This is a genomic window from Pseudomonas sp. PAMC25584, from assembly GCF_058135675.1.
The window spans coordinates 522,366-543,196 of sequence record NZ_CM176870.1; the positions used below are offsets into that span (position 1 = coordinate 522,366).

Here is a 20,831-nt window from a genome sequence, read left to right on the forward strand (position 1 = left end):
GTTGCGGGTACTGGTAATCAAGACCTCATCCCTGGGCGACGTGATCCATGCGTTGCCGGCACTGACCGATGCGGCGCGGGCGATCCCGGGCATCCGGTTCGACTGGGTGGTGGAAGAAGGCTTTGCCGAGATCCCCACCTGGCACCCGGCGGTGGACAAGGTGATTCCGGTGGCGATACGCCGCTGGCGCAAAAACCTCTGGCAAACCTTCAAAAGTGGCGAATGGCGGCGCTTCAAACAACGTATCCAGTCGACCAAATACGACCTGGTGATCGACGCCCAAGGCCTGCTGAAAAGTGCCTGGCTGACTCGCTACGTGCGTGCCCCGGTGGCCGGTTTCGACAAGAACTCCGCCCGTGAACCGATCGCGGCGCACTTTTATTCACGGCGCCTGGCCGTAGCCCGTGGGCAGCATGCGGTGGAGCGCTTGCGCCAACTGTTCGCCGTCGCCCTCGGTTATGACTTGCCCAAGGCCTTGGGCGACTACGGCCTGAGTGTCGACAAGCTGCTCGGCCTGCCGCCGAAAAAACCCTTTGTGTTGTTGTTGCACGGCACCACCTGGGACACCAAGCACTGGCCCGAAGCCTACTGGCGCGAGCTGGCAGAACGCATGGGCCGCCTGGGCGTGGACGTGAAGTTGCCGTGGGGCAATGCCGCCGAAAAGGCCCGCGCCGAACGCCTGGCCCACGGCTTGAATAACGCCGAGGTGCTGCCCAAATTGAACCTTGCCGGCGTCGCCCGTGTTCTGGCTGGCGCCCGCGCCTGTGTCGCGGTAGACACCGGCCTCGGTCACCTGGCCGCGGCCTTGGACGTGCCGACCATTTCCCTGTTTGGCCCCACCAACCCTGGCCTGACCGGCGCCTACGGCAAGAGCCAGATTCACCTGGCCAGCGACTTCCCGTGTGCGCCCTGCCTGCAAAAGCAATGTACTTATCAACCCACGGCCGACGATCTGCGTCGGTTCGACCTCAAGCGCGAATCGCCCCTGTGCTTCACGCGGCTAAACCCCGAGCGTGTGGCGAGCCGGCTGAGCACGTTGTTACTGGCCGAGGAGATGCACTGATGCAACTGGCGTTTATTCTGTACAAGTATTTCCCGTTCGGTGGCTTGCAACGCGACTTCATGCGTATCGCCCTGGAGTGCCAGCAGCGCGGTCATCAGATCCGTGTCTACACCCTGATCTGGGAGGGCGATGTGCCGCCCGGCTTCGAAGTGCTGGTGGCGCCGGTCAAGGCGCTGTTCAACCATCGACGCAACGAAAAACTCTACGCCTGGATTCAGGCCGACCTGGCCAAGCGCCCGGTGGACCGCGTGGTTGGCTTCAATAAAATGCCGGGGCTGGACGTGTACTACGCCGCCGACGGCTGCTTCGAAGACAAGGCGCAAAACCTGCGTCACTCGATGTACCGCTGCTTTGGCCGCTATCGCCACTTTGCCGAGTACGAGCGCGCGGTGTTCGCCAAGGACGCCAAGACCGAAATCCTGATGATCTCCGAAGTGCAGCAGCCGCTGTTCATCAAGCATTACGACACCCCGTTGGAGCGCTTCCACCTGCTGCTGCCGGGCATTGCCCAGGACCGCCGCGCACCACCGAACGCTGCCGAAATCCGCGAAGGTTTTCGCCAGGAATTCCACCTGGCCGACGATGACCTGCTGCTGGTACAGATCGGCTCGGGCTTCAAGACCAAGGGCGTGGATCGCAGTCTCAAGGCCCTGGCCGCGTTACCCGGCGAGCTGAAAAAACGCACGCGCCTGCTTGTCATCGGCCAGGACGACCCCAAAGTATTCCAACTGCAAAGCGCTACTCTGGGGCTGGGCAATAACGTGCAGTTCCTCAAGGGCCGCAGCGATATCCCGCGTTTCCTGTTGGGCGCCGACCTGTTGATTCACCCGGCGTACAACGAAAACACCGGCACCGTTCTGCTCGAAGCTCTGGTGGCCGGTTTGCCGGTGCTGGTATCGAAAGTGTGTGGGTATGCCCATTACATCGCCGAAGCCGACAGCGGCCTGGTGCTGGATGAGCCGTTCGAACAAGCGCAGCTCAATGAGTACCTGTCCCGTATGCTCACCGACACTGCACAGCGCACGGCCTGGAGCCGCAATGGGTTGGCCTTTGCCGAGACGGCCGACCTCTACAGCATGCCGCAGTGCGCTGCGGATGTGATTCTGGCGGAGCCAAAACGATGAAGTTGATTCTTGCCGAACCGTTCAAGACCTTATGGGACGGGCTCGATGCCTTTGCCGAAGTCGAGAAACTGCAAGGCCAGGTATTTCGCGAACTGGCGGCGCGTCGCACATTGCGCACCGAGGTTGAGGGTCGCCCGTATTTCGTGAAGATCCACCGGGGCATCGGCTGGGGCGAAATCTTCAAGAACCTGATCACCGCCAAGTTGCCGGTGCTGGGTGCCGGCCTCGAGTGGGCGGCTATCCATCGCCTGCAGGACCTCGGCGTGCCGACTATGACTGGCGTGGCTTTCGGCGAAAAGGGCAACAATCCGGCCGATCAGCACTCGTTCATCATCACCGAAGAATTGGCGCCGACCATCAGCCTGGAAGACCTGGCCGTCAACTGGGTCGCCGAACCGCCGTCCCCTGCGCTGCGTCATGCCCTGACCGCGGAACTCGCGCGCATGGTCGGTGACATGCACCGGGGCGGCGTCAATCACCGCGACTGCTACCTCTGCCACTTCCTGCTGGACACTTCACAGCCGATCGATGCGCGCAACCTCAAACTCTCGGTCATCGACCTGCACCGCGCCCAACTGCGGGCCCATCTGCCGCTGCGCTGGCGCGATAAGGACTTGTCCGCGTTGTATTATTCGGCACTGGATATCGGCCTGACCCGACGCGACAAACTGCGCTTCCTCAAGGGCTACTTCCGCCAGCCGCTACGCCAGATCCTGGCCGAGCAATCGGCGTCGCTGGACCTGATGCAACGCAAGGCCGACAAGCTCTACGCGCGCAAACAACGTTACGGAGATGCGCTCTGATGGCGGGTTGGAACCTGGAACCCGCATACGCTGGCCTGGCGAATGATTTTGGAAGCCTTGAAGCGGTGTTCGCCTTGCAAGGCGAGCGGCTGACCCGCGACCCGCTGTCGGAAGTGATCCGGGTGGAACGTGGTGGGGTCAATTATTACGTGAAGCGCTATGTCGGTGCCGGCAAGGGCCTGCGCCGCTACCTGGGCAAGCCGCGGGTGAAGTCCGAATGGCAGAACCTCAAGCGTTTCGCCAAGTGGGGCATTCCCACTGCCGACGTGGTCGCTTGGGGTCTGGAGCGTAATGGCCTGGCGTACGCCCGGGGTGCGCTGATCACACGTGAGTTGCCCAGGACCGAGGACTTGTCGGTGTTGGCCGAGCGCAACGATGTGCGCCTCAAAGACCCTGCGTGGGTCGATGCGGTCAGCCGCCAGCTCGCCGAATACACGCGTACCCTGCACGATCATCACTTTACCCATAACGACTTGAAATGGCGCAACCTGCTGATCGATGATCAGCGCACCCTGTACCTGATCGATTGCCCCAACGGCGACTTCTGGCGCGGGTTCTGGCTCAAATACCGCATCACCAAAGACCTGGCCTGCCTGGACAAGGTGGCCAAGTATCACCTGTCGGCCACCCAGCGCCTGCGCTTCTACCTGCAATACCGCGAACGCGCGCACCTGAGTACGTCGGACAAGCAGCGAATTCGCCATGTGGTGAAGTTTTTCGAGGGACGTGAATGAGTGATTTCCTGGCGGCCGAAGACCGCGCCCTGCTGGAGCGCAACGGCCTCGCCCACTTCGATGCCCTGTGGGCCAAGCAACTGGACGCGGTGGACGAGCCGAACACCAGCCATGGCGGCTGGAGCAGCGTGTTTCGTCTGGAGCTCGACGGCTGCGGTTATTACCTCAAGCGCCAGAGCAACTACCTCACGCGCAGCTTGCACCGACCGTTTGGCGAGCCGAGTTTTTCCCGCGAGTTTCGCAACATCAGTCGTTATCGCACGTTGGGCATCCCGGCCTTGCAGGCGGCGTTCTACGGTGAGCGCAAAGTCGCCGGCGAGCACCGCGCAATGCTGCTGACCCGCGCCCTGGACGGCTGGAATGACCTGGACTCGTTGCTCGAGCAGTGGTCGCAACTGAGCGACGCCCAGCATCGTGCGATCCTGCTGGCCTGCGGCCAATTGGCGCGCCGCCTGCACAGCGTGGGTCAGGTCCACGGTTGTTTTTACCCCAAGCATATTTTCCTGCGGGCCACCGGTGACGGTTACACCGCGCAGCTGATCGACCTGGAAAAAACCCGTCCGCTGCTGTTTGGGTGGCGTGACCGGGTCAAGGACCTGGAGCCGCTGTTGCGCCGTGCGCCGCAGTGGTCGGATGCGCAAATTCGTCACCTGCTCGCGGTATATCTGGAGCACCCTGAAGACAGCCCGCTGGTCGCCACCTGGCAGCAGCGCCTGACCGCTCGCCGCAGTCACAAGGAGAGCCGCTGATGCGTTTATCCGCGCTGAAAAATGCCGGCCGCACACCGAGCCTGCCGATGACGATCGAACTGGCGGACGCGGCGGGCCCCGGCCAACTGCAATTGCTCAGCCTGTTGCGCGTGCTGCCGGGCCAGCGCTATGTGGGCGCGGCCGTTTGGCGCGGTCGCGCGGTGTTGGCCAAGTTGTTGGTGGGCAGCAAGGCGGCGCGGCATTTTCAGCGTGAGCTCAAGGGCGTGCGCCTGTTGGCCGAACAAGGCCTGACCACGCCGCTGCTGCTGGCCGATGGTTTGCAGGAAGGCGAGGGCGGCTGGCTGCTGTTTGAGTTTATCGACGGCGCCGAAAGCCTGGCCGATGCCTGGCAGGCGGTCGAAGGCTTGCCGCCGTTGGCCGATGAGCAGACCGCCGTGCTCGCTGAAGCGCTGGGCGCGATTGCCCGCATGCACGCCAAGGGCCTGTGGCAGGAAGACCTGCACCTGGACAACCTGCTGCGCCAGAGCGGCAAGCTGTACCTGATCGATGGCGGCGGGATCTGTGTGGAACAGGCGGGCCAGCCGCTGTCGCGCAACCGGGTGCTGGAAAACCTCGGGGTGTTTTTCGCTCAGTTGCCGAAAAACCTCGCACCGTTTACCGAAGAATTGCTGGTGTATTACTTGCTGAGCAACGGCGAGCACGCGTTACCGCTGGAAGCCCTGGAGAAGCAGGTGCGCAAGGTCAGCAACTGGCGCCTGAAGGACTTCCTCGACAAGGTCGGCCGCGAATGCACGCTGTTCAGCGTGGTGCGCGGCGCGTTTGGCTTGCGTGCGATCCGTCGCGAGGAAGAACCCGCGATGCTCCCGGTGCTGGAGCAGGCCGATGCGTTGCTCGACCAGGGGCATTTGTACAAGACCGGCGGTGCGGCCAGCGTGGCCAAGGTCGAGGTGGCCGGCCGCCCGCTGGTGATCAAACGTTACAACATCAAGGGCTTTGCCCATTGGCTCAAGCGCTTCTGGCGCCCGAGCCGCGCCTGGCATTCCTGGCGCGAAGGCAATCGCCTGGCGTTCCTCGGCATTGCCACGCCCAAGCCGCTGGCCGTGCTGGAAAAACGTTTTTTCTGGCTGCGCAGCCGTGCTTACCTGGTCACTGAATACCTGCCAGGGCCGGACATCATCGAACGCTTTGCGCCGTATGTGGAGCAGGGCGACGCGCCTGAAAACGAACTGCTCGCGCTGGACCATCTGTTCGCCGAGCTGATACGCGAGCGCATCAGTCATGGCGATTTCAAGGGCCACAACCTGTTCTGGCACGACGGCCGCTGGGCGTTGATCGACCTGGATGCGATGCATCAGCACAGCTCCGTCGCCAGCTTCGCCGCGGCGTTTGCCAAGGACCGCGCACGCTTTATGCGTAATTGGCCGCAAGGCAGTGCACTGTATCAGGTCATCGATCAGCGCTTGCCGAGGGAGATCGGCGCTGCCGGTTGAAGAAGGCCTTCAATCCCATCGCGAGCTTGACCGCTTCGGATCTTTCTTGCACGGCGCGTCGGCGTGTCGGGTCTGCGGTATCAAAGGAGTGTTTCGTGAACCATGGAACCCAAGTGCTGCTGGCCGCAACCCTGCTGACGCTCTGCGGTTGCGGAACGATCAACACCGTCTTTCGCCCGGACGCCGTCGCCAGTCAGAACCTCAAGGAATCTCGCAGCTACTGCGAGAACATCCCGCGCATCTACAGCGGGGTGATCTACGGGTTTTGTACGCTCAATGCCGAGCCCGTCCCTGAAAAAAGCCTGAATGAGCGAGCCCTGTCGGACCACGAGAACAATGCCTTCCCGATCATCGCTATCGAGTTCATCGGCTCCAGCGTGCTGGATACGCTGGTCCTGCCCTATACGATCTACCGTCAGAACAAGGACGGCAGCATCGAGATCTTCCGCTGAGCCTCCTTGATGCTTGCCGCTAACAGCTTCCCCCTGCTTTTAAGCTATAATCCCGCCCTTTAGCTGTTTCCTGCCCAGACGGGAAGCACACTTTTTTCAGGCGCAGCGCGCCTGCATGCAGACTAAAAGAGGCTAGACCCCTGTGGCATTGACGATTCTTGGCCTGTCCGGCGCCCTTAGCCATGATCCTTCCGCAGCCCTGTATATCGACGGCAAGCTGATTGCGGCCGCCGAGGAAGAACGCTTCGTTCGCGACAAGCATGCAAAGCACCGCATGCCCTACGAATCAGCAAAGTTCTGCCTGGAACAGGCCGGTATCAAGCCTTCCGACGTTGATGTGGTCGCGATCCCGTTCGCACCGATCAGCCTGTTCGGTGAAGCGCGTTGGCACTATGCCAAGCGTTACTGGTACGCCCCGGACCGCGCCCTTGACGCGATCCTGATGGGCAACCGTCGCTACAAGCGCTACCGCAACAAGATCGTCTGGTGCCTGGAGCAACTGGGCTTCGATCCGAAGAAAATCAAGATCGAGCCGGTTGAACACCACTTGGCCCACGCCTCCAGTGCCTACCACTGCTCCGGTTTCAAGGAGAAAACCGCGATCCTGGGGATCGACGGCAAGGGTGAGTACGCCACCACGTTCTTTGGCTACGGCGAAAACGGCAAGATCCACAAGATCAAGGAATTCTACGATCCGGACTCCCTCGGCGGCCTGTACGGCGCGGTCACCGAGTTCCTCGGTTTCGAGATGCTCGACGGCGAGTTCAAGGTCATGGGCATGGCGCCTTATGGCGATGCCAGCAAGTACGATTTCTCGCGCCTGGCCTCCTTTGAAAACGGCGAGCTGGTGATCAACACCGACTATGCCAACGTCATCGGCCTGCGTCGCTACAAAGAGAAGGGCAAGGGTTTCTACTTCTCGCCGAAGCTGATCGAGTGGCTGGGTCCCAAGCGCGAAGGCGACATCGCCGATGAGCCTTACATCCACTACGCGGCGAGCATGCAGGCGCTGTTCGAGAAGCTGTCCCTGCAGATGATCGACTACTATCTGGGCGACGTCCTCAAGGAAACCGGCAAGCTGGCCTTCGCTGGCGGCTGTGCGCTGAACGTCAAGCTGAACCAGAAGATCATTGCCCGTGACGACGTGAAGGAGCTGTTCGTGCAGCCGGCGTCCGGCGATGCCGGCACCGCCGTGGGCGCAGCCGCTTACGTGTCCCACGCCCGTGGTGTGCCGGTGGAGAAGATGGAGCACGTCTATCTCGGCCCGTCCTACAGCAACGAAGACGTGATCGCCGCCTGCGCCAAGCACCCGAGCAAGCCGAACTGGCGCAAGATCGACAGCATGCCTAAACGCATCGCCAAGATCATGGTCGACGGCAACCCGGTGGCCTGGTTCCAGGGCCGCATGGAGTTTGGCCCGCGTGCTTTGGGCGGTCGTTCGATCATCGGTTGCCCGAGCGCCACCGGCGTGGCTGACCGCATCAACCATCAGATCAAGTTCCGCGAGCGCTGGAGGCCTTTCTGCCCCTCGATGCTCGACACCGTGGCCCCGCTGATGATCAAGGTCGATCACCCGGCGCCGTTCATGACCTTCACCTTTGAAGTGTCGGAAGAGTGGAAGGCCCGCGTACCGGAGGTGGTCCATGAAGATGGCACGTCCCGCGCCCAGGTGCTCAAGCGCGAATACAACCCGCGCTACTACGACATGATGAAAGAGCTGGAAGTGCTGACCGGTAACGGCGTGTCCCTGAACACCTCGCTCAACCGTCGTGGCGAAGCGATGATTTGCTCGCCGACCGACGCGCTGAACATGTTCTTCGGTTCCGATCTGCAGTACCTGATCATGGAAGACATCCTGGTGGTCAAGGACGGCGTGGACCCTTATGACGCGATCGGCTGACCGCCACATTCTGCAGTTCTGCCACGGCTATGACGGGCCGTTCCTGGACTGCGCCCGGCAGTACGCTAGTTTGTTTGCAGGCACCGGCTACAAGGTGACCACGGTGTTTCTCACCGGGGTCGCCGATCCCGAAGTGGCCGCTGGTTGCGCATCTGATGAAGTGTTGTTCATGGAATTCAGCTCCAAGGCCATTCGTGGCCTGAAGCTGGGCGCCATCGGCAAGCTGCGCAAGATCGCCGCGTCGCGCAACTTCAGTTTCTGCATTGCCCACCGTTTCAAGCCGATCTATATCGCGTTGCTCGGCACGCGGCTGCCAGTGATTGGCGTGCATCACGCCTTCGGTGACTACCAGCGCCGCAGTCGCAAGCTGTTTGCCGGGATTTTCCGCAAGCGCCTGAGCCTGCTGGGGGTGTCTGACGCGGTGCGTGACGACATGCGCCGCTGCCTGCTAGCGTGGCCGACGGCACGTATCCAGACCTTGTATAACCGTATCGACGTCGAGGCCATGCAGGCCAGCCAGGTGCCCGTGCACGAGGCGCGCGCTGCGCTAGGGTTGTCGCCGGGCGAATGGGTGGTCGGCAATGTCGGTCGCCTGCATCCGGACAAAGACCAGGCCACGCTGCTCAAGGGCTTTGCCCTGGCGCTGCCGCACTTGCCGGCCGAAAGCCGCCTGGCGATCCTCGGCAGCGGGCGCCTGGAGCAAGACCTCAAGCACCTGGCGCATGAGCTGAACATCGCCGACAAGGTGCTGTTCCTCGGCCAGGTGCCTGAGGCTCGCCGGTATTTCCGGGCCTTTGATGTGTTTGCCCTGAGCTCCGACCATGAGCCTTTCGGCATGGTGCTGCTGGAAGCCATGGCGGCCGGCGTGCCCTTGCTGGCCACGGCCTGCGGCGGGGCGAAGGAAGTGGTCGAAGGTGTCGGTATCCTGTTTCCCTTCGGCGATGCCGAACATCTTGCCCAGGGTCTGCAGCATCTGGCGGCGATGGATCACCACCAGCAACTGCAGTGCGCCGAGATGATGCTGGAGCGCCTGCGCACGCGCTTCTCGGATCAGGCGGTACGCGATACCTTCTGGCAATTGCCGCACGTTATTGAACTGACCGCGGGGGCTTGATGCTCAATCGATTTCAAGGCTGGCGCGAACGGGGCTGGTCCGTCGTTGACGCGCCTTTCTACAACGAGGCTTGGCAGCGTTTTGGCGGCAGTGTCGCCACCCATCCCCAGGTGATCGAGCGCTTGGCGGGGCTGGCCGACATCCCGGTGCGTTACCTGGCCTGGGAGCAAGAGGGCGCACTCAAGGCATGCATCGCCACCTGGGGGCGGGACCTGGCGTTGTCCAAGGATGTGCTCAAACGACGGGGCAAGAAGGGCCTGTTCGACCTGGGCAATGCCGAGTTGATCCTGCCCGCCGCACCTGACGCCCAGGCGCCCTTGCGGCACCGCGCCCGTTACCTGTCGACCCTGAACGAAGGCCGCTTCAGCGGCCTCAAGCCCCAGGCCGAGCAACTGGCCATGGCCCGTACCCCGGAAGAACTGTCGAAGAAATTCCGCTACAACCAGCGCCGCGAACTGCGCCTGCTGGAAGAGGCCGGTGGCGTGGTGCGGCCGGTGAGTGAGTTTTCCAGCCAGGAACTGGCGGCGATCTACTGCGATTTGTTCCTGCGGCGCTGGGGTTTTGTCGCTACGGGTGCCGAGCACATGGCCGAGGTGATTGAGCTGCTGCGCGAGTGGCTGATCGGCTCGGTGATTTTCCTTAATGATGCGCCGATTGCGGTCCAACTGGTGTATCGGGTCGAGTCGCCTGAGTGGATCAGCGTGGAATACGTCAACGGCGGCGTCGATCCCCAAACCCGTGCGTTCAGCCCGGGCAGCGTGCTGAGTTTCCTCAACACCCAGAGCGCCTGGGAGCAGGCACGTGAAGTCGGTAAGCCGCTGCGGTTTTCCTTCGGGCGCGGCGACCGGGAGTACAAGGACCGTTGGTGCAACCCTGTGCCGGTGCTGACCGTATGAGTCGCAAACAGCAATTGCTCAAGCGCCACCGGCGCAACAAGCGCATCGGCGTATTGATCGGCTTGGTGCTGCTGGTGTTGATCGGTATCTGTGTTGCCTGGTGGCTGCCGTTTGTACTCGGCGTGCTGGCCTGGGCAGCCCATGAAGCCTGGTTTGCTGATCACCTGTTCTATGAGCCACGCGAAGATTATCAATACCGTTTTTCGGCGGACGCGCAGCGCACTGATGTTCGCTTCGAGGGCGGGCGACTGCGGGTTGATTCGCCCCTGGAAGCCGATGCGACGTTGGTGTTGGCCGTCAAGGTCAAGAGCGGCTGGCTGGGGCGCTTCCTGGACCCGGCCATTGACGTCCTCGGTGCAGACAGCAGCGACCGGCAGACATTCGAGCGCGGCGTGAATGGCGTCCGTTACCTCAACCTCAGCGGCCTGGCCCCGGCCCTGATGGCAGGCGAACTGCGCCTGCACGGGCGTTTTTGCAGCCTGCAGGGCGCACCACGGCTGTGGGCCTGGGCCACTCCAGATTATTCGGAGCAACGGGTGATGGTCATCGCGCCCCATGCCGACGATGCCGAATTGGCGGCTTTCGGTCTTTACAGTCAGGCCGAGAAGCCCTGGATCGTGACCCTCACTGCGGGCGAAATCGAAGCCGAGCACTATCAGAAGATGGGCCTGGACTCGGTCGAAGCTGCGCGGATCAAAGGACGTCTGCGCGCCTGGGACAGCATCGCCGTGCCGCGTTGGGCTGGCGTGCCGCAGGAGCATTGCGTGCAATTGGGTTATTTCTGCCTGCAATTGTCGGCGATGCGCGCCGCGCCGGATCAGCCCATCGCTTCGCGCGAGGCGGATCTGTCGGATATCCGCTTGTTTCGCCAATTCAACTCTTTCCCGTTGCCGGCGGACCATGACGGCCTGCCGACCTGGAACAACCTGCTGGCGGACCTGCGCCAATTGCTGCTGACCGCACGTCCCGAGGTGATCGTGTTGCCCCACCCGGTGCTCGACCCGCACCCGGACCATGTCTGCGCGCAGCAAGCGGTGATCGAGGCCCTGCAAGGGCTGGCGTGGCAACCCACGACTGTGTTGGGTTATGCCAACCACCTGCACGACAACGACCGCTGGCCCATGGGTGACGCGGGCGCCGGGATTGCCTTGCCGCCGCTGTTCGACGACACGCTGGCGCTGCGGCCCTGCAGCCTGCCGCTTTCGCTGGCCCAACAGCGCGACAAGGCCATGGCGCTGGGCATGATGCATGACCTGCAGCCCACGCCGCCGCTCAAGCGCCGTGTCCGACGCTGGCTGCAGCGTGTATTGGCGGGTCGTGCGCCGTCGCCCTATGGTGAGAACGAGTTTTTCCGCAAGGCCGTACGACGGCATGAGTTGTTCTGGCATTTGTGAAAGGGAAAGTCATGAAAGTTTTGTTTCTGGTGCAGAAAGAACAGCGCGCCATTCTGGATCGTCTCTACGAAGGCGTGGCCGCGCACTGCGAGTGCGATACGCGCTGGTTGAGCAGCGACGAGCAGCGCAACCTGCGGGCCTACTTCCGCCGTGAAGTCGACGTGATCCGCTATGACCGCATTGTCTTCTTCCTGCGTTTCAAACAGGAAATCCGCCAGGCCGGGTTCATTCGTTCGATCCCTAATCTGGTGATCCTCGAGCACGATGCTTACCAGAACTACATTCCCTGCAAGTACACTGGCAAGTTCAGCGCGCACTACCGCCGTTTGCCATGGGCACGGGTTATCAGCTCCGGCTATATGGTCACCGAGCGCCTGCGCGCGGAAGGCTTTGACGCGGTATTTGTGCCCAAGGGCTACGACCAGGCGCTGTTGCAGGCACCGCCAGTCGAAGAACGGCGCGAGCGCGACATCGAGCTGGCGTTTGTCGGCAGCACCAACAGCGTGGCTTACAGTGGTCGCAAAGCGTTGCTTGATCAGTTGGCACAGGTTGAACCTTTGGTGGTGACACGTACCAAGTCCGGCGAGGAATACTGCGCGACCCTCAACCGTATCCGTTTTTTCGTCAGTGCCGATGTGGGCATGGGCGAGTACATGATCAAGAACTTCGAGGCCATGGCCTGCGGCTGCGTGTTGCTGGCGTTCGATCAAGGTGCCGCCGAAAACCAGGCCCTTGGCTTCAAGGACATGGTCAATGTGGTGTTCTACAAAGACATCCCGCAGTTGCAGGAAAAGCTGTCGGTGTTGCGCTCCGACCCGCAGTTGGCGGCAGACATCGCACGTAACGGGCAAGACCTGGCTGTCAGCCAGTTCAGCTTTGCCCGTATCGGCCAGCGCATTGTCGATGCACTCCAGCCACCCCTGCGGCCCCGGGCGCCCTTGAGTTTACTGGAGCGGTTACGTTTGACGATGGGCGTTTGATGGCGGCCAACCTGGCCTAAAATAGTGGCTTTATGGTATCATCGAGGCAGGCATGCAATTCTCCGATCAAAGCAACATAACGCTCGTGGTGACCAGTTGCGGTCGCTTCGATTTGTTGAAGCGTACGCTTGAGTCCTTCGATCTGTTCAATACCGCCGATATACGCGAAGTCTTTATTACCGAAGACTCCGGCGATGAGGCCGTACGCCTGGCGATTCCTGAGCACTGGCGCAGTCATTGCAAATTCTTGATCAACCGCCCGAAACTTGGGCAACTAGCATCCATTGATTTGGCTTACGAGTCGGTCAATACCCCCTACATATTCCACTGCGAAGATGACTGGGCGTTTTATCGACCCGGTTTTGTCGAGGATTCCAAGGTGGTGCTGGAGCTACGTCCCGACATTCTTCAAGTCTGGTTGCGCAACTACGTGTACGACTTGCAGGTGCACAGTCCCTACATCCATCTGGGGCCGCGCGAAGTGATCGGCGGTGTGCCTTGTTATCCCTTGTTGTCCGACAAGCCAGAGTGGCAGGGCTTCTCGCTGAACCCGGGCCTGCGGCGGATCAAGGAGTACCGGTTGTGCGCACCCTATGCAGGGTTCGAGGGTGAAAAGGGGCTTTCCAGGCGGTACGCGCAGTTGAATCTGGGCGCTGTGACCCTGGAAGGCGATGCGGTCCTGCATACCGGCTTCGGCCTGCATGTGGCGACAGCAGAAGAACGCTTGAACAAGGCTCGGCGCAAGCGTCGAGAGCGGATCAAGCTGGTAGCCATGCTGATACTGGGTGTTGGTATCGGCTGGTTGATCCGTTAGTTACGTATGACAAGCCACCACAACGCCGCATAAGGTCATTTTTTCGATGAGTATCCTCAACATCATGTGGGCCGGTGGAACTGCTTACGCCTCGGTGCAGAAGGTTCATCAACAGATACTGTCCCACGTCGTCGGCCTTGCGCCGGGCGACACCTGGCTGCTTCAGGGCAGTGCAGCGGCGGGCGAGCCGGCGCTGGAGTGGAAACTCTCCTCGGCCCAGCTCAAGGGCAAGCACCTGTGGAAGCTGCTGATGCCGAGGTTGCGGGCGCGTTTTCAAAAGGCGCTGCCCGACGGCTTGGAGGTCGTACTGCTCGACGGCGTGGGCGTCGCCCGGGTGATGTTGCCGATGCTCAAGCGCTTGCCGCAGGTGCGGGCCGTGGTTTTATTTCATGGTGCCACGCGCTTGCGTCGGGCCGACCAGGCGCTGTTCGGGCAGTTCCCGGCGGCGCAGTTGACGCTGGCGGCGGTGTCGCAAACGCTGGCTGACTCGCTTGAGTGTTACCTGCAACGGCCTGTGGCGGTGCTGCGCAGCGCTTTCGACCCTGTCGCTTTTTGTGCTGCCGCGCTTTCTCGGGAGCAGGCCCGGATGCGCCTGGGACTGCCGTTGGACGCTGCGCCGGTGCTGGGTGCGGTCGGTCGGCTGGTCGATGACAAGGGATTTGGTTGTTTGCTGGAGGCATTCGCCGGCGTGTCGCCAGATTGGCCTGATGCGCGCCTGGTGATCGTCGGCGAGGGGCAGGCGAGGTCTGCCCTTGAGGCGCGTATCGAGCAGCTCGGCTTGCAGGGCAAGGTGTCACTGTCTGGTCATCTGTCGGACGCGGCGACGCTTTACCGGGCCTTTGACTGGGTGGCCGTTCCGTCGACGCAAGAAGGTTTGGGGTTGATCCTGCAGGAAGCGGTGATGGCCGGTGTGCCGGTGCTGACCAGTGACTTGGCGGTGTTCCGCGAACAGCTGGCGGATGCGGGCTGGTACGCCCCATCGGGCGATGTGCAGGCCTGGGGCCATCTGATGGCCCATGCATTTGCCACGTCCGCGCGGGAGGTGCTCGCGGCTCAGTCGCGGGCGCTGGCGCCGGAGCAAGCCTGGAAAGACTTCAGTGAAACCTCCCAGCGCCTGTTTTCATGCCGCTAGCAGTGCTTGCTCCAGTGCGGGCATTGGAAAGCGATCGTTCAGCTTCTCGCGTGCAATATAACGCGCGAAGTGCTGCAAGTTGCGTCGTGCGAGTTCCGGGCTAAGGGGGGCGCGCAGAAAGCGCATGTCGGCCACGTCGATCAGCCCCATTTCGTTGTCTGGCGTCACGACAATATTGCCCAGGTGCAATGAGCGGAAGTAGATGCCCGCAGCATGCAATCGACGGATGAGTGCCACCAGCGGGTCGAGGTTCGATTGCCAGTCAAAGCCTTCCTTGTTGGAAATCTGACGCAGGGTTTCCCCCGGCAACGGTCGATACAGCACGGCGGTCATGCCGGGCGCTGCCAGTTGAAAGAATGCAAGAACGGTCAAGGTCGGAATGCCGCGTTGCTGCAGTTGCGCCACGTTGTCGATGAACCGTTTGGAATACGGGCGAAACAGCGCGGACGAAAACAGACGTTTGCGACGAAACAGTTTAAGGATATTCCCGTCGGCCAGCAGGTAGACTTTCGGGCCGTAGCTGTCCTTCTCTAGGACTCTGGCGCCTTCAATCATCGCGGTTAAATCGACTTGGGCAAGCCTTGAACATTGCATTGTTGGAAAGCCTTGTGGGAGTCGCGGGGCACAGTGGTCGGTAATAATGCCGAAAATTTCAGGTTTTAACCATGCCGGGTGGCGGGTTGAACGTATTCAGGAGCGGGTGATGCAGGCAAGTCGTTGGGCGCAGGGATGGATGTTTTTTGGGTTGCTTTGGTTTTTGCTAGCGATTGCCTTCGCGCCGACCAACAAGATTTATCAACAAGGGTTGACCCTGTTTCTCTGGTTGCCGGCCATGGTCTTTGCCTGGTCGGCGCGTGAGCGTCTCAAGGAGGTCTGGCGCGAACAGCGCTGGATGTGCCTGATGGTCGCAGCGCTCGCCGTCTGGGGTGCAGTCAGCCTGACGTGGACCAATGCCGAAGATCCTTCGCGCGAAGCCAAGCGTATGCTGTATATCGGCGTGTTCCTGCTGTTTTTTCCGGTATTCGCCTGTGGCCGTACCGAGCAGGTCATTCGCGTGATGCAGTGGGGTGGTTTCGGGCTCGCCTTGTCGTCGCTGCTGGCAATCATCAAGTTTTATGGTCTTGAGCATAATGATTGGAACGCCCGTCTCAGCGGGTTGGGGCAATTGGATCATCCGATTCTTGGCGCCTACGTGATTGGCCTGGCGGCAGTCTGGCTATTGCACTGGTTGCCGCATGGTCGCTGGATGCAAGTGGCGTGGGTCTTGTCCATCGCGCTGCTCGGTCTGTTCGTGGTGCTCAGCCAAAGCCGCGGGGCCGCACTGGCACTGCTGCTGACGGTCGTGGCCATGCCCGCCTGGTGCCGTGACCGTCGTTCCGCAGTGATTGCCGTCGTCGCGGTCGTGGCCGCGCTGGCGGTGTTCTTTGCCATGCAATCGTTGATGCTGGCCCGTGGTGTCTCCTACCGGCCACAGATATTTATGGCCGCCTTGCAGATGATCGCCGAGCATCCGTGGGCCGGCCTGGGCTTGGGCGGTGATTACAAAGTCTTTGCCGATAATCTCTACTTCGACCACGCCCACAACCTGTTCACCCACGTGGCCATCGAATTGGGCCTGCCGGGGCTGCTGCTGTGGTGCGGGCTGTGGTTCGGTGTGTTGTGGCAAGCCTGGAAGGCCCGCGACACTCTCTATGGCAAGGGCATCATAGGCATGTGGGTGTTCTCGTTCCTGGCCATGCAGTTCGATGCTGCAAGCCTCACGGGTACGCCACGGGCCGAGTGGTTCATCTCGTGGTTGCCGATTGCGCTGGCCAGTGTCTTGGTCTGGGCTCGGGCCAAACCCGACGCTTGTGATAAAGTTCGTGTCTTATCCAATCAGTGAGCTCGACACATGAGTGACGCACCGCCCAAAGCGGACCAGGAATCCAGCCTGAAAATCTATTTCAGGCTGCTGGGCTATGTGAAACCGTATATCGGCATGTTCGTGCTGAGTATCGTGGGCTTCGTGATCTTTGCGTCCACCCAGCCCATGCTCGCCGGGATACTCAAGTATTTCGTGGATGGCCTGAGCAATCCCGATGTGGTGTTCCTGCCCAATATTCCGTTGTTCAAGGACCTGAAGTTGCTGATGGCCGTGCCGCTGCTGATCATCCTGATCGCCGCGTGGCAGGGCCTGGGGTCTTTCCTGGGTAACTATTACCTGGCCAAGGTTTCCCTGGGACTGGTGCACGACCTGCGGGTTCAACTGTTCAACAAGCTGCTGGTGCTGCCCAACCGCTATTTCGATACCCATAACTCCGGGCACCTGATTTCGCGCATCACCTTTAACGTCACCATGGTCACCGGGGCGGCCACGGATGCGATCAAGGTCGTGATCCGCGAAGGTCTGACGGTGGTGTTTCTGTTCGGTTACCTGCTGTGGATGAACTGGAAGCTGACCCTGGTAATGCTGGCGATCCTGCCGATGATTGCGCTGATGGTCGGCAGCACCAGCAAGAAATTTCGCAAGCAGAGCAAGAAAATCCAGGTGGCGATGGGGGACGTGACCCATGTGGCCTCCGAGACCATCCAGGGCTATCGTGTGGTGCGCAGCTTCGGTGGCGAAAGCTATGAGCAGCGTCGCTTTGCCGCCGCGAGCCAAGGCAACACCGATAAACAACTGCGCATGAACAAGACCGGTGCGGTCTACACCCCGATGTTGCAACTGGTGATCTACACCGCCATGGCCGCACTGATGTTCCTGGTGCTGCTGCTGCGCGGTGAGGCCACGGCGGGTGATCTGGTGGCGTATATTACCGCTGCCGGTCTGCTGCCCAAGCCGATCCGCCAACTGTCGGAAGTCAGTTCGACCATCCAGAAGGGTGTGGCGGGCGCCGAAAGCATTTTCGAGCAACTGGACGAAGAGCCTGAAGTCGACAAAGGCACAATCGAACGCGACAAGGTCAGTGGCCGCCTGGAAGTGCGTAACCTCAACTTCACCTACCCCGGCACCGAACGCCATGTGCTCAAGGACATCAGCTTTACCGCTGAGCCTGGGCAGATGATTGCTCTGGTGGGACGCTCGGGCAGCGGCAAGTCGACCCTGGCCAGCCTGATTCCGCGTTTCTACCACCATGAACACGGTGAAATCCTGCTCGATGGTGTCGAGATCGAAGACTACAAACTGCTCAACCTGCGCAAGCACGTCGCCCAGGTGACCCAGCACGTGACCCTGTTCAGCGACACCGTGACCAACAACATCGCCTACGGCGACCTGGCCGGCGCGCCACGGGCCGACATCGAAGCTGCCGCGATGGATGCCTACGCCAAGGACTTCATCGACCAGTTGCCTAAAGGCTTCGACACCCAGGTCGGCGAAAACGGCGTGCTGCTGTCCGGCGGTCAACGCCAGCGGCTGGCAATTGCCCGCGCCTTGCTCAAGAATGCGCCGCTGCTGATTCTCGACGAGGCCACCTCCGCCCTCGACACCGAGTCCGAGCGCCACATTCAGGCGGCGCTGGACAAGGTCATGCAAGGCCGCACGACCCTGGTGATTGCGCACCGCCTGTCCACCATCGAGAAGGCTGACCTGATCCTGGTGATGGACGACGGTCGTATTGTCGAGCGCGGCACCCACGCCCAATTGCTCGCACTGAACGGCTATTACGCCCGCCTGCATTCCATGGGCCTGGATGCACCCGTGTCGGCGGATATCACCTGACAAGCCGGGTGAGGCGGGCAATCCGCCTCACCCAGGTTCCTGCAACATCTTCTGTCACACCCCCACAAGCCTCTTGTAACCCTGTGCTAATATCGCGCCCCTGTTCATTTTGTATGTGGGTTGCTCCATGAAGTTGTCCATGCCGCGATTCGATCAAGCCCCTGTCTTGGTGGTCGGCGATGTCATGCTCGACCGTTACTGGCATGGCGGAACCTCACGGATTTCCCCTGAGGCGCCGGTACCGGTAGTCAAGGTCGAGCAAATCGAAGACCGTCCAGGTGGCGCTGCCAACGTTGCCCTCAATATTGCCGCCCTCGGCGCCCCAGCTTCCCTGGTGGGCGTGACCGGCGACGACGAAGCCGCCGACAGCCTGGCCAACAGCTTGCGCGGTGCTGGCGTGCGCGCGTTGTTCCAGCGCATTGCCCATCAGCCGACTATCGTCAAGCTGCGGGTCATGAGCCGTCACCAGCAACTGCTGCGTATCGATTTCGAAGAGCCCTTCGCCACCGACGCCCTGGCCCTCAGTGCGCAGGTCGATGAGTTGCTCGAAGGCATCAAGGTGCTGGTGTTGTCCGACTACGGCAAAGGCGCCCTGAAGAACCACCAGATGCTGATCCAGGCCGCCAAGGCTCGCAATATCCCGGTGCTGGCCGACCCCAAGGGCAAGGACTTTTCGATCTATCGCGGCGCCAGCCTGATCACGCCGAACCTCAGCGAGTTCGAAGCCATCGTCGGCGGTTGCGCCGATGAGCACGAGCTGGTGACCAAGGGCGCGGCGCTGATGGCCGACCTCGACCTGGGTGCCTTGCTGGTGACCCGCGGCGAGCACGGCATGACCTTGCTGCGCCCAGGCCACGCGGCGATGCACCTGCCGGCGCGGGCCCGTGAAGTATTTGATGTCACCGGCGCCGGCGACACCGTGATTTCCACCCTGGCTGCCTCCATCGCGGCCGGGGAGGAGTTGCCCCACGCTGTGGCCCTGGCCAACCTGGCGGCGGGCATCGTAGTCGGCAAGCTCGGCACCGCCGCGATCAGCGCGCCCGAACTGCGTCGTGCGATCCAGCGTTCCGAAGGCTCGGAGCGTGGCGTGTTGAGTCTTGAGCAATTGCTGCTGGCGATTGACGATGCGCGGGCCCACCACGAAAGCATTGTGTTCACCAACGGCTGCTTCGACATCCTGCACGCCGGCCACGTGACTTACCTGGAGCAGGCGCGCGCCCAAGGCGATCGCCTGATCGTCGCGGTCAACGACGATGCGTCGGTCAGCCGCCTCAAGGGCCCGGGTCGTCCGATCAACAGTGTCGATCGACGCATGGCAGTCCTGGCTGGCCTGGGCGCGGTGGACTGGGTGATCAGCTTCCCGGAAGCGACCCCGGAAAACCTCCTGGCCCAGGTCAAGCCCGACGTACTGGTCAAGGGCGGCGACTATTCCGTCGATCAGGTGGTAGGGGCCGACATCGTCAGCGCCTACGGCGGCAAGGTCAAAGTGCTGGGGTTGGTCGAGAACAGTTCGACCACCGCTATTGTCGAGAAGATCCGCAACAATGAGTGAAGCCAAGAAGCGCGTCCTGATCACCGGCGGTGCTGGCTTCATCGGCTCGCACCTGGTCGATGCATTGCTTGCCAAGGGCTACGCGGTGCGGGTGCTGGATAACCTGTCCACCGGCAAGCGCAGCAACCTGCCGCTGGACAATCCTCGTGTCGAACTGCTGGAAGGCGATGTGGCCGACGCCGATCAGGTGGCGCGTGCCGCCATCGGCATGACGGCGGTGGTGCACCTGGCAGCGGTGGCTTCGGTGCAGGCGTCGGTGGATGATCCGGTCAGCACGCACCAGAGCAATTTCGTCGGCACCTTGAATGTCTGCGAAGCCATGCGCAAGGCCGGGGTCAAACGCGTGGTGTTTGCTTCCAGCGCCGCGGTGTATGGCAACAACGGCGAAGGCGCTTCGATCGACGAAGAGACCGCCAAGGCGCCATTGACGCCCTATGCCTCCGACAAGTTGGCCGGTGAGCATTACTTGGATTTCTACCGTCGCCAGCATGGCCTGGAGCCGGTGATTTTCCGCTTCTTCAATATCTTCGGGCCGCGCCAGGACCCGTCGTCGCCGTATTCCGGCGTGATCAGCATCTTCAGCGAACGTGCCCAGCAAGGCTTGCCGATTACCGTGTTCGGCGATGGCGAGCAAACCCGCGACTTTATGTATGTGGAAGACCTGGTGGACGTGTTGGTGCAGGCCATCGAAGCCGCCGACGCGCCTTTGGGGGCGATCAACGTCGGTTGGAACCGCACCACCACCCTCAAGCAGGTGCTGCAGGCGTTGGAAGAAGCGGTGGGCGCGCTGCCTGCCGTGACCTACGGGCCGGCGCGGTCGGGGGATATCCGCCACTCGCGGGCGAATAATCAACGGTTGCTGGCCAGTTTCAAACTGCCCGAGCCCACACCGTTGAAAGTGGGGCTGGAACGTTTGCTCAAGGCTTGATCGTTTGCCCTGTATCTGTAGGCGCGAGCAAGCTCGCTCCTACAG

At 61.6% G+C, this 20,831-nt stretch carries 19 protein-coding genes; 18 read left to right on the forward strand and 1 reads right to left on the reverse strand.

Annotation, left to right across the window (positions count from 1 at the left end; translation table 11 throughout):
- The first annotated feature begins 1 nt into the window (after position 1).
- The 14 genes from waaC to ACS5Q8_RS02350 all read left to right on the forward strand — a co-directional run bounded on the left by waaC (position 2) and on the right by ACS5Q8_RS02350 (position 14,606).
- Positions 2–1,063: a lipopolysaccharide heptosyltransferase I gene (gene waaC, locus ACS5Q8_RS02285; RefSeq protein WP_465159796.1), complete on the forward strand. Its 1,062-nt coding sequence runs from the start codon at positions 2–4 to the stop codon at positions 1,061–1,063.
- Positions 1,063–2,187, forward strand: a complete 1,125-nt coding sequence (locus ACS5Q8_RS02290) for a glycosyltransferase family 4 protein (RefSeq protein ID WP_465159797.1) — start codon at positions 1,063–1,065, stop codon at positions 2,185–2,187. Before waaC ends, ACS5Q8_RS02290 begins: the two co-directional genes overlap by 1 nt.
- Complete coding sequence (rfaP, locus tag ACS5Q8_RS02295; RefSeq protein ID WP_276196007.1) at positions 2,184–2,990, forward strand: lipopolysaccharide core heptose(I) kinase RfaP; 807 nt, start codon at positions 2,184–2,186, stop codon at positions 2,988–2,990. Before ACS5Q8_RS02290 ends, rfaP begins: the two co-directional genes overlap by 4 nt.
- Positions 2,990–3,724 carry a lipopolysaccharide kinase InaA family protein gene (locus ACS5Q8_RS02300; RefSeq protein WP_276196008.1) on the forward strand — a complete coding sequence of 245 codons (735 nt, stop codon included), beginning with the start codon at positions 2,990–2,992 and terminating at the stop codon, positions 3,722–3,724. The genes rfaP and ACS5Q8_RS02300 overlap by 1 nt, the downstream gene beginning before the upstream one ends.
- Entirely contained in the window at positions 3,721–4,473 is a 753-nt protein-coding gene (locus tag ACS5Q8_RS02305; protein ID WP_426100439.1) for a lipopolysaccharide kinase InaA family protein, read from the forward strand. Before ACS5Q8_RS02300 ends, ACS5Q8_RS02305 begins: the two co-directional genes overlap by 4 nt.
- Positions 4,473–5,924, forward strand: coding sequence for a lipopolysaccharide kinase InaA family protein (locus ACS5Q8_RS02310; protein WP_276196012.1), 1,452 nt, complete (start codon positions 4,473–4,475; stop codon positions 5,922–5,924). Before ACS5Q8_RS02305 ends, ACS5Q8_RS02310 begins: the two co-directional genes overlap by 1 nt.
- Positions 5,925–6,019: 95 nt before the next feature.
- Positions 6,020–6,376, forward strand: coding sequence for a YceK/YidQ family lipoprotein (locus ACS5Q8_RS02315; protein ID WP_276196013.1), 357 nt, complete (start codon positions 6,020–6,022; stop codon positions 6,374–6,376).
- A 142-nt stretch (positions 6,377–6,518) separates the two neighbouring features.
- Positions 6,519–8,276: a carbamoyltransferase family protein gene (locus tag ACS5Q8_RS02320; protein WP_276196014.1), complete on the forward strand. Its 1,758-nt coding sequence runs from the start codon at positions 6,519–6,521 to the stop codon at positions 8,274–8,276.
- The gene (locus ACS5Q8_RS02325) at positions 8,260–9,390 is read left to right on the forward strand and encodes a glycosyltransferase (protein ID WP_276196015.1); all 1,131 of its coding nucleotides are present in this window, start codon (positions 8,260–8,262) and stop codon (positions 9,388–9,390) included. The genes ACS5Q8_RS02320 and ACS5Q8_RS02325 overlap by 17 nt, the downstream gene beginning before the upstream one ends.
- A complete protein-coding gene (locus ACS5Q8_RS02330; RefSeq protein WP_465159798.1) occupies positions 9,390–10,286 on the forward strand; it encodes an antimicrobial resistance protein Mig-14 in 897 nt (298 codons plus the stop codon). The genes ACS5Q8_RS02325 and ACS5Q8_RS02330 overlap by 1 nt, the downstream gene beginning before the upstream one ends.
- Positions 10,283–11,680 carry a PIG-L deacetylase family protein gene (locus ACS5Q8_RS02335; RefSeq protein WP_465159799.1) on the forward strand — a complete coding sequence of 466 codons (1,398 nt, stop codon included), beginning with the start codon at positions 10,283–10,285 and terminating at the stop codon, positions 11,678–11,680. The genes ACS5Q8_RS02330 and ACS5Q8_RS02335 overlap by 4 nt, the downstream gene beginning before the upstream one ends.
- Before the next feature lie 11 nt (positions 11,681–11,691).
- Positions 11,692–12,660, forward strand: coding sequence for a glycosyltransferase family protein (locus tag ACS5Q8_RS02340; protein WP_465159800.1), 969 nt, complete (start codon positions 11,692–11,694; stop codon positions 12,658–12,660).
- A 52-nt stretch (positions 12,661–12,712) separates the two neighbouring features.
- Entirely contained in the window at positions 12,713–13,474 is a 762-nt protein-coding gene (locus ACS5Q8_RS02345) for a glycosyltransferase family 2 protein (RefSeq protein WP_426100427.1), read from the forward strand.
- 46 nt (positions 13,475–13,520) lie between these two features.
- Positions 13,521–14,606 carry a glycosyltransferase gene (locus tag ACS5Q8_RS02350; RefSeq protein WP_465159801.1) on the forward strand — a complete coding sequence of 362 codons (1,086 nt, stop codon included), beginning with the start codon at positions 13,521–13,523 and terminating at the stop codon, positions 14,604–14,606.
- Here the strand turns inward: ACS5Q8_RS02350 and ACS5Q8_RS02355 are convergent.
- Entirely contained in the window at positions 14,595–15,161 is a 567-nt protein-coding gene (locus tag ACS5Q8_RS02355; RefSeq protein ID WP_276196023.1) for a BUD32 family EKC/KEOPS complex subunit, read from the reverse strand. The genes ACS5Q8_RS02350 and ACS5Q8_RS02355 overlap by 12 nt on opposite strands.
- A 148-nt stretch (positions 15,162–15,309) precedes the next feature.
- Between ACS5Q8_RS02355 and ACS5Q8_RS02360 the strand changes: the two genes are divergently transcribed.
- From ACS5Q8_RS02360 to ACS5Q8_RS02375, 4 genes are all read left to right on the forward strand, one after another.
- Positions 15,310–16,488 carry an O-antigen ligase family protein gene (locus tag ACS5Q8_RS02360; protein ID WP_465159802.1) on the forward strand — a complete coding sequence of 393 codons (1,179 nt, stop codon included), beginning with the start codon at positions 15,310–15,312 and terminating at the stop codon, positions 16,486–16,488.
- Positions 16,489–16,497: 9 nt separating this feature from the next.
- Entirely contained in the window at positions 16,498–18,306 is a 1,809-nt protein-coding gene (gene msbA, locus ACS5Q8_RS02365; RefSeq protein ID WP_426100423.1) for a lipid A export permease/ATP-binding protein MsbA, read from the forward strand.
- Positions 18,307–18,433: 127 nt separating this feature from the next.
- The gene (gene hldE / locus ACS5Q8_RS02370) at positions 18,434–19,858 is read left to right on the forward strand and encodes a bifunctional D-glycero-beta-D-manno-heptose-7-phosphate kinase/D-glycero-beta-D-manno-heptose 1-phosphate adenylyltransferase HldE (RefSeq protein ID WP_276196027.1); all 1,425 of its coding nucleotides are present in this window, start codon (positions 18,434–18,436) and stop codon (positions 19,856–19,858) included.
- A complete protein-coding gene (locus ACS5Q8_RS02375) occupies positions 19,851–20,786 on the forward strand; it encodes an NAD-dependent epimerase/dehydratase family protein (protein ID WP_465159803.1) in 936 nt (311 codons plus the stop codon). Before hldE ends, ACS5Q8_RS02375 begins: the two co-directional genes overlap by 8 nt.
- Positions 20,787–20,831 lie beyond the last annotated feature (45 nt).

Excerpts from the sequence above, each read along its gene's own strand:
- msbA (WP_426100423.1), top strand. The coding sequence starts at position 16,498 with ATGAGTGACGCACCGCCCAAAGCGGACCAGGAATCCAGCCTGAAAATC.
- ACS5Q8_RS02325 (WP_276196015.1), top strand. The coding sequence starts at position 8,260 with ATGACGCGATCGGCTGACCGCCACATTCTGCAGTTCTGCCACGGCTAT.
- ACS5Q8_RS02330 (WP_465159798.1), top strand. The coding sequence starts at position 9,390 with ATGCTCAATCGATTTCAAGGCTGGCGCGAACGGGGCTGGTCCGTCGTT.
- ACS5Q8_RS02340 (WP_465159800.1), top strand. The coding sequence starts at position 11,692 with ATGAAAGTTTTGTTTCTGGTGCAGAAAGAACAGCGCGCCATTCTGGAT.
- ACS5Q8_RS02305 (WP_426100439.1), top strand. The coding sequence starts at position 3,721 with ATGAGTGATTTCCTGGCGGCCGAAGACCGCGCCCTGCTGGAGCGCAAC.
- ACS5Q8_RS02300 (WP_276196008.1), top strand. The coding sequence starts at position 2,990 with ATGGCGGGTTGGAACCTGGAACCCGCATACGCTGGCCTGGCGAATGAT.
- rfaP (WP_276196007.1), top strand. The coding sequence starts at position 2,184 with ATGAAGTTGATTCTTGCCGAACCGTTCAAGACCTTATGGGACGGGCTC.
- ACS5Q8_RS02350 (WP_465159801.1), top strand. The coding sequence starts at position 13,521 with ATGAGTATCCTCAACATCATGTGGGCCGGTGGAACTGCTTACGCCTCG.
- ACS5Q8_RS02310 (WP_276196012.1), top strand. The coding sequence starts at position 4,473 with ATGCGTTTATCCGCGCTGAAAAATGCCGGCCGCACACCGAGCCTGCCG.
- ACS5Q8_RS02290 (WP_465159797.1), top strand. The coding sequence starts at position 1,063 with ATGCAACTGGCGTTTATTCTGTACAAGTATTTCCCGTTCGGTGGCTTG.
- ACS5Q8_RS02355 (WP_276196023.1), bottom strand. The coding sequence starts at position 15,161 with ATGATTGAAGGCGCCAGAGTCCTAGAGAAGGACAGCTACGGCCCGAAA.
- ACS5Q8_RS02345 (WP_426100427.1), top strand. The coding sequence starts at position 12,713 with ATGCAATTCTCCGATCAAAGCAACATAACGCTCGTGGTGACCAGTTGC.
- ACS5Q8_RS02335 (WP_465159799.1), top strand. The coding sequence starts at position 10,283 with ATGAGTCGCAAACAGCAATTGCTCAAGCGCCACCGGCGCAACAAGCGC.
- ACS5Q8_RS02375 (WP_465159803.1), top strand. The coding sequence starts at position 19,851 with ATGAGTGAAGCCAAGAAGCGCGTCCTGATCACCGGCGGTGCTGGCTTC.
- ACS5Q8_RS02360 (WP_465159802.1), top strand. The coding sequence starts at position 15,310 with ATGCAGGCAAGTCGTTGGGCGCAGGGATGGATGTTTTTTGGGTTGCTT.
- hldE (WP_276196027.1), top strand. The coding sequence starts at position 18,434 with ATGAAGTTGTCCATGCCGCGATTCGATCAAGCCCCTGTCTTGGTGGTC.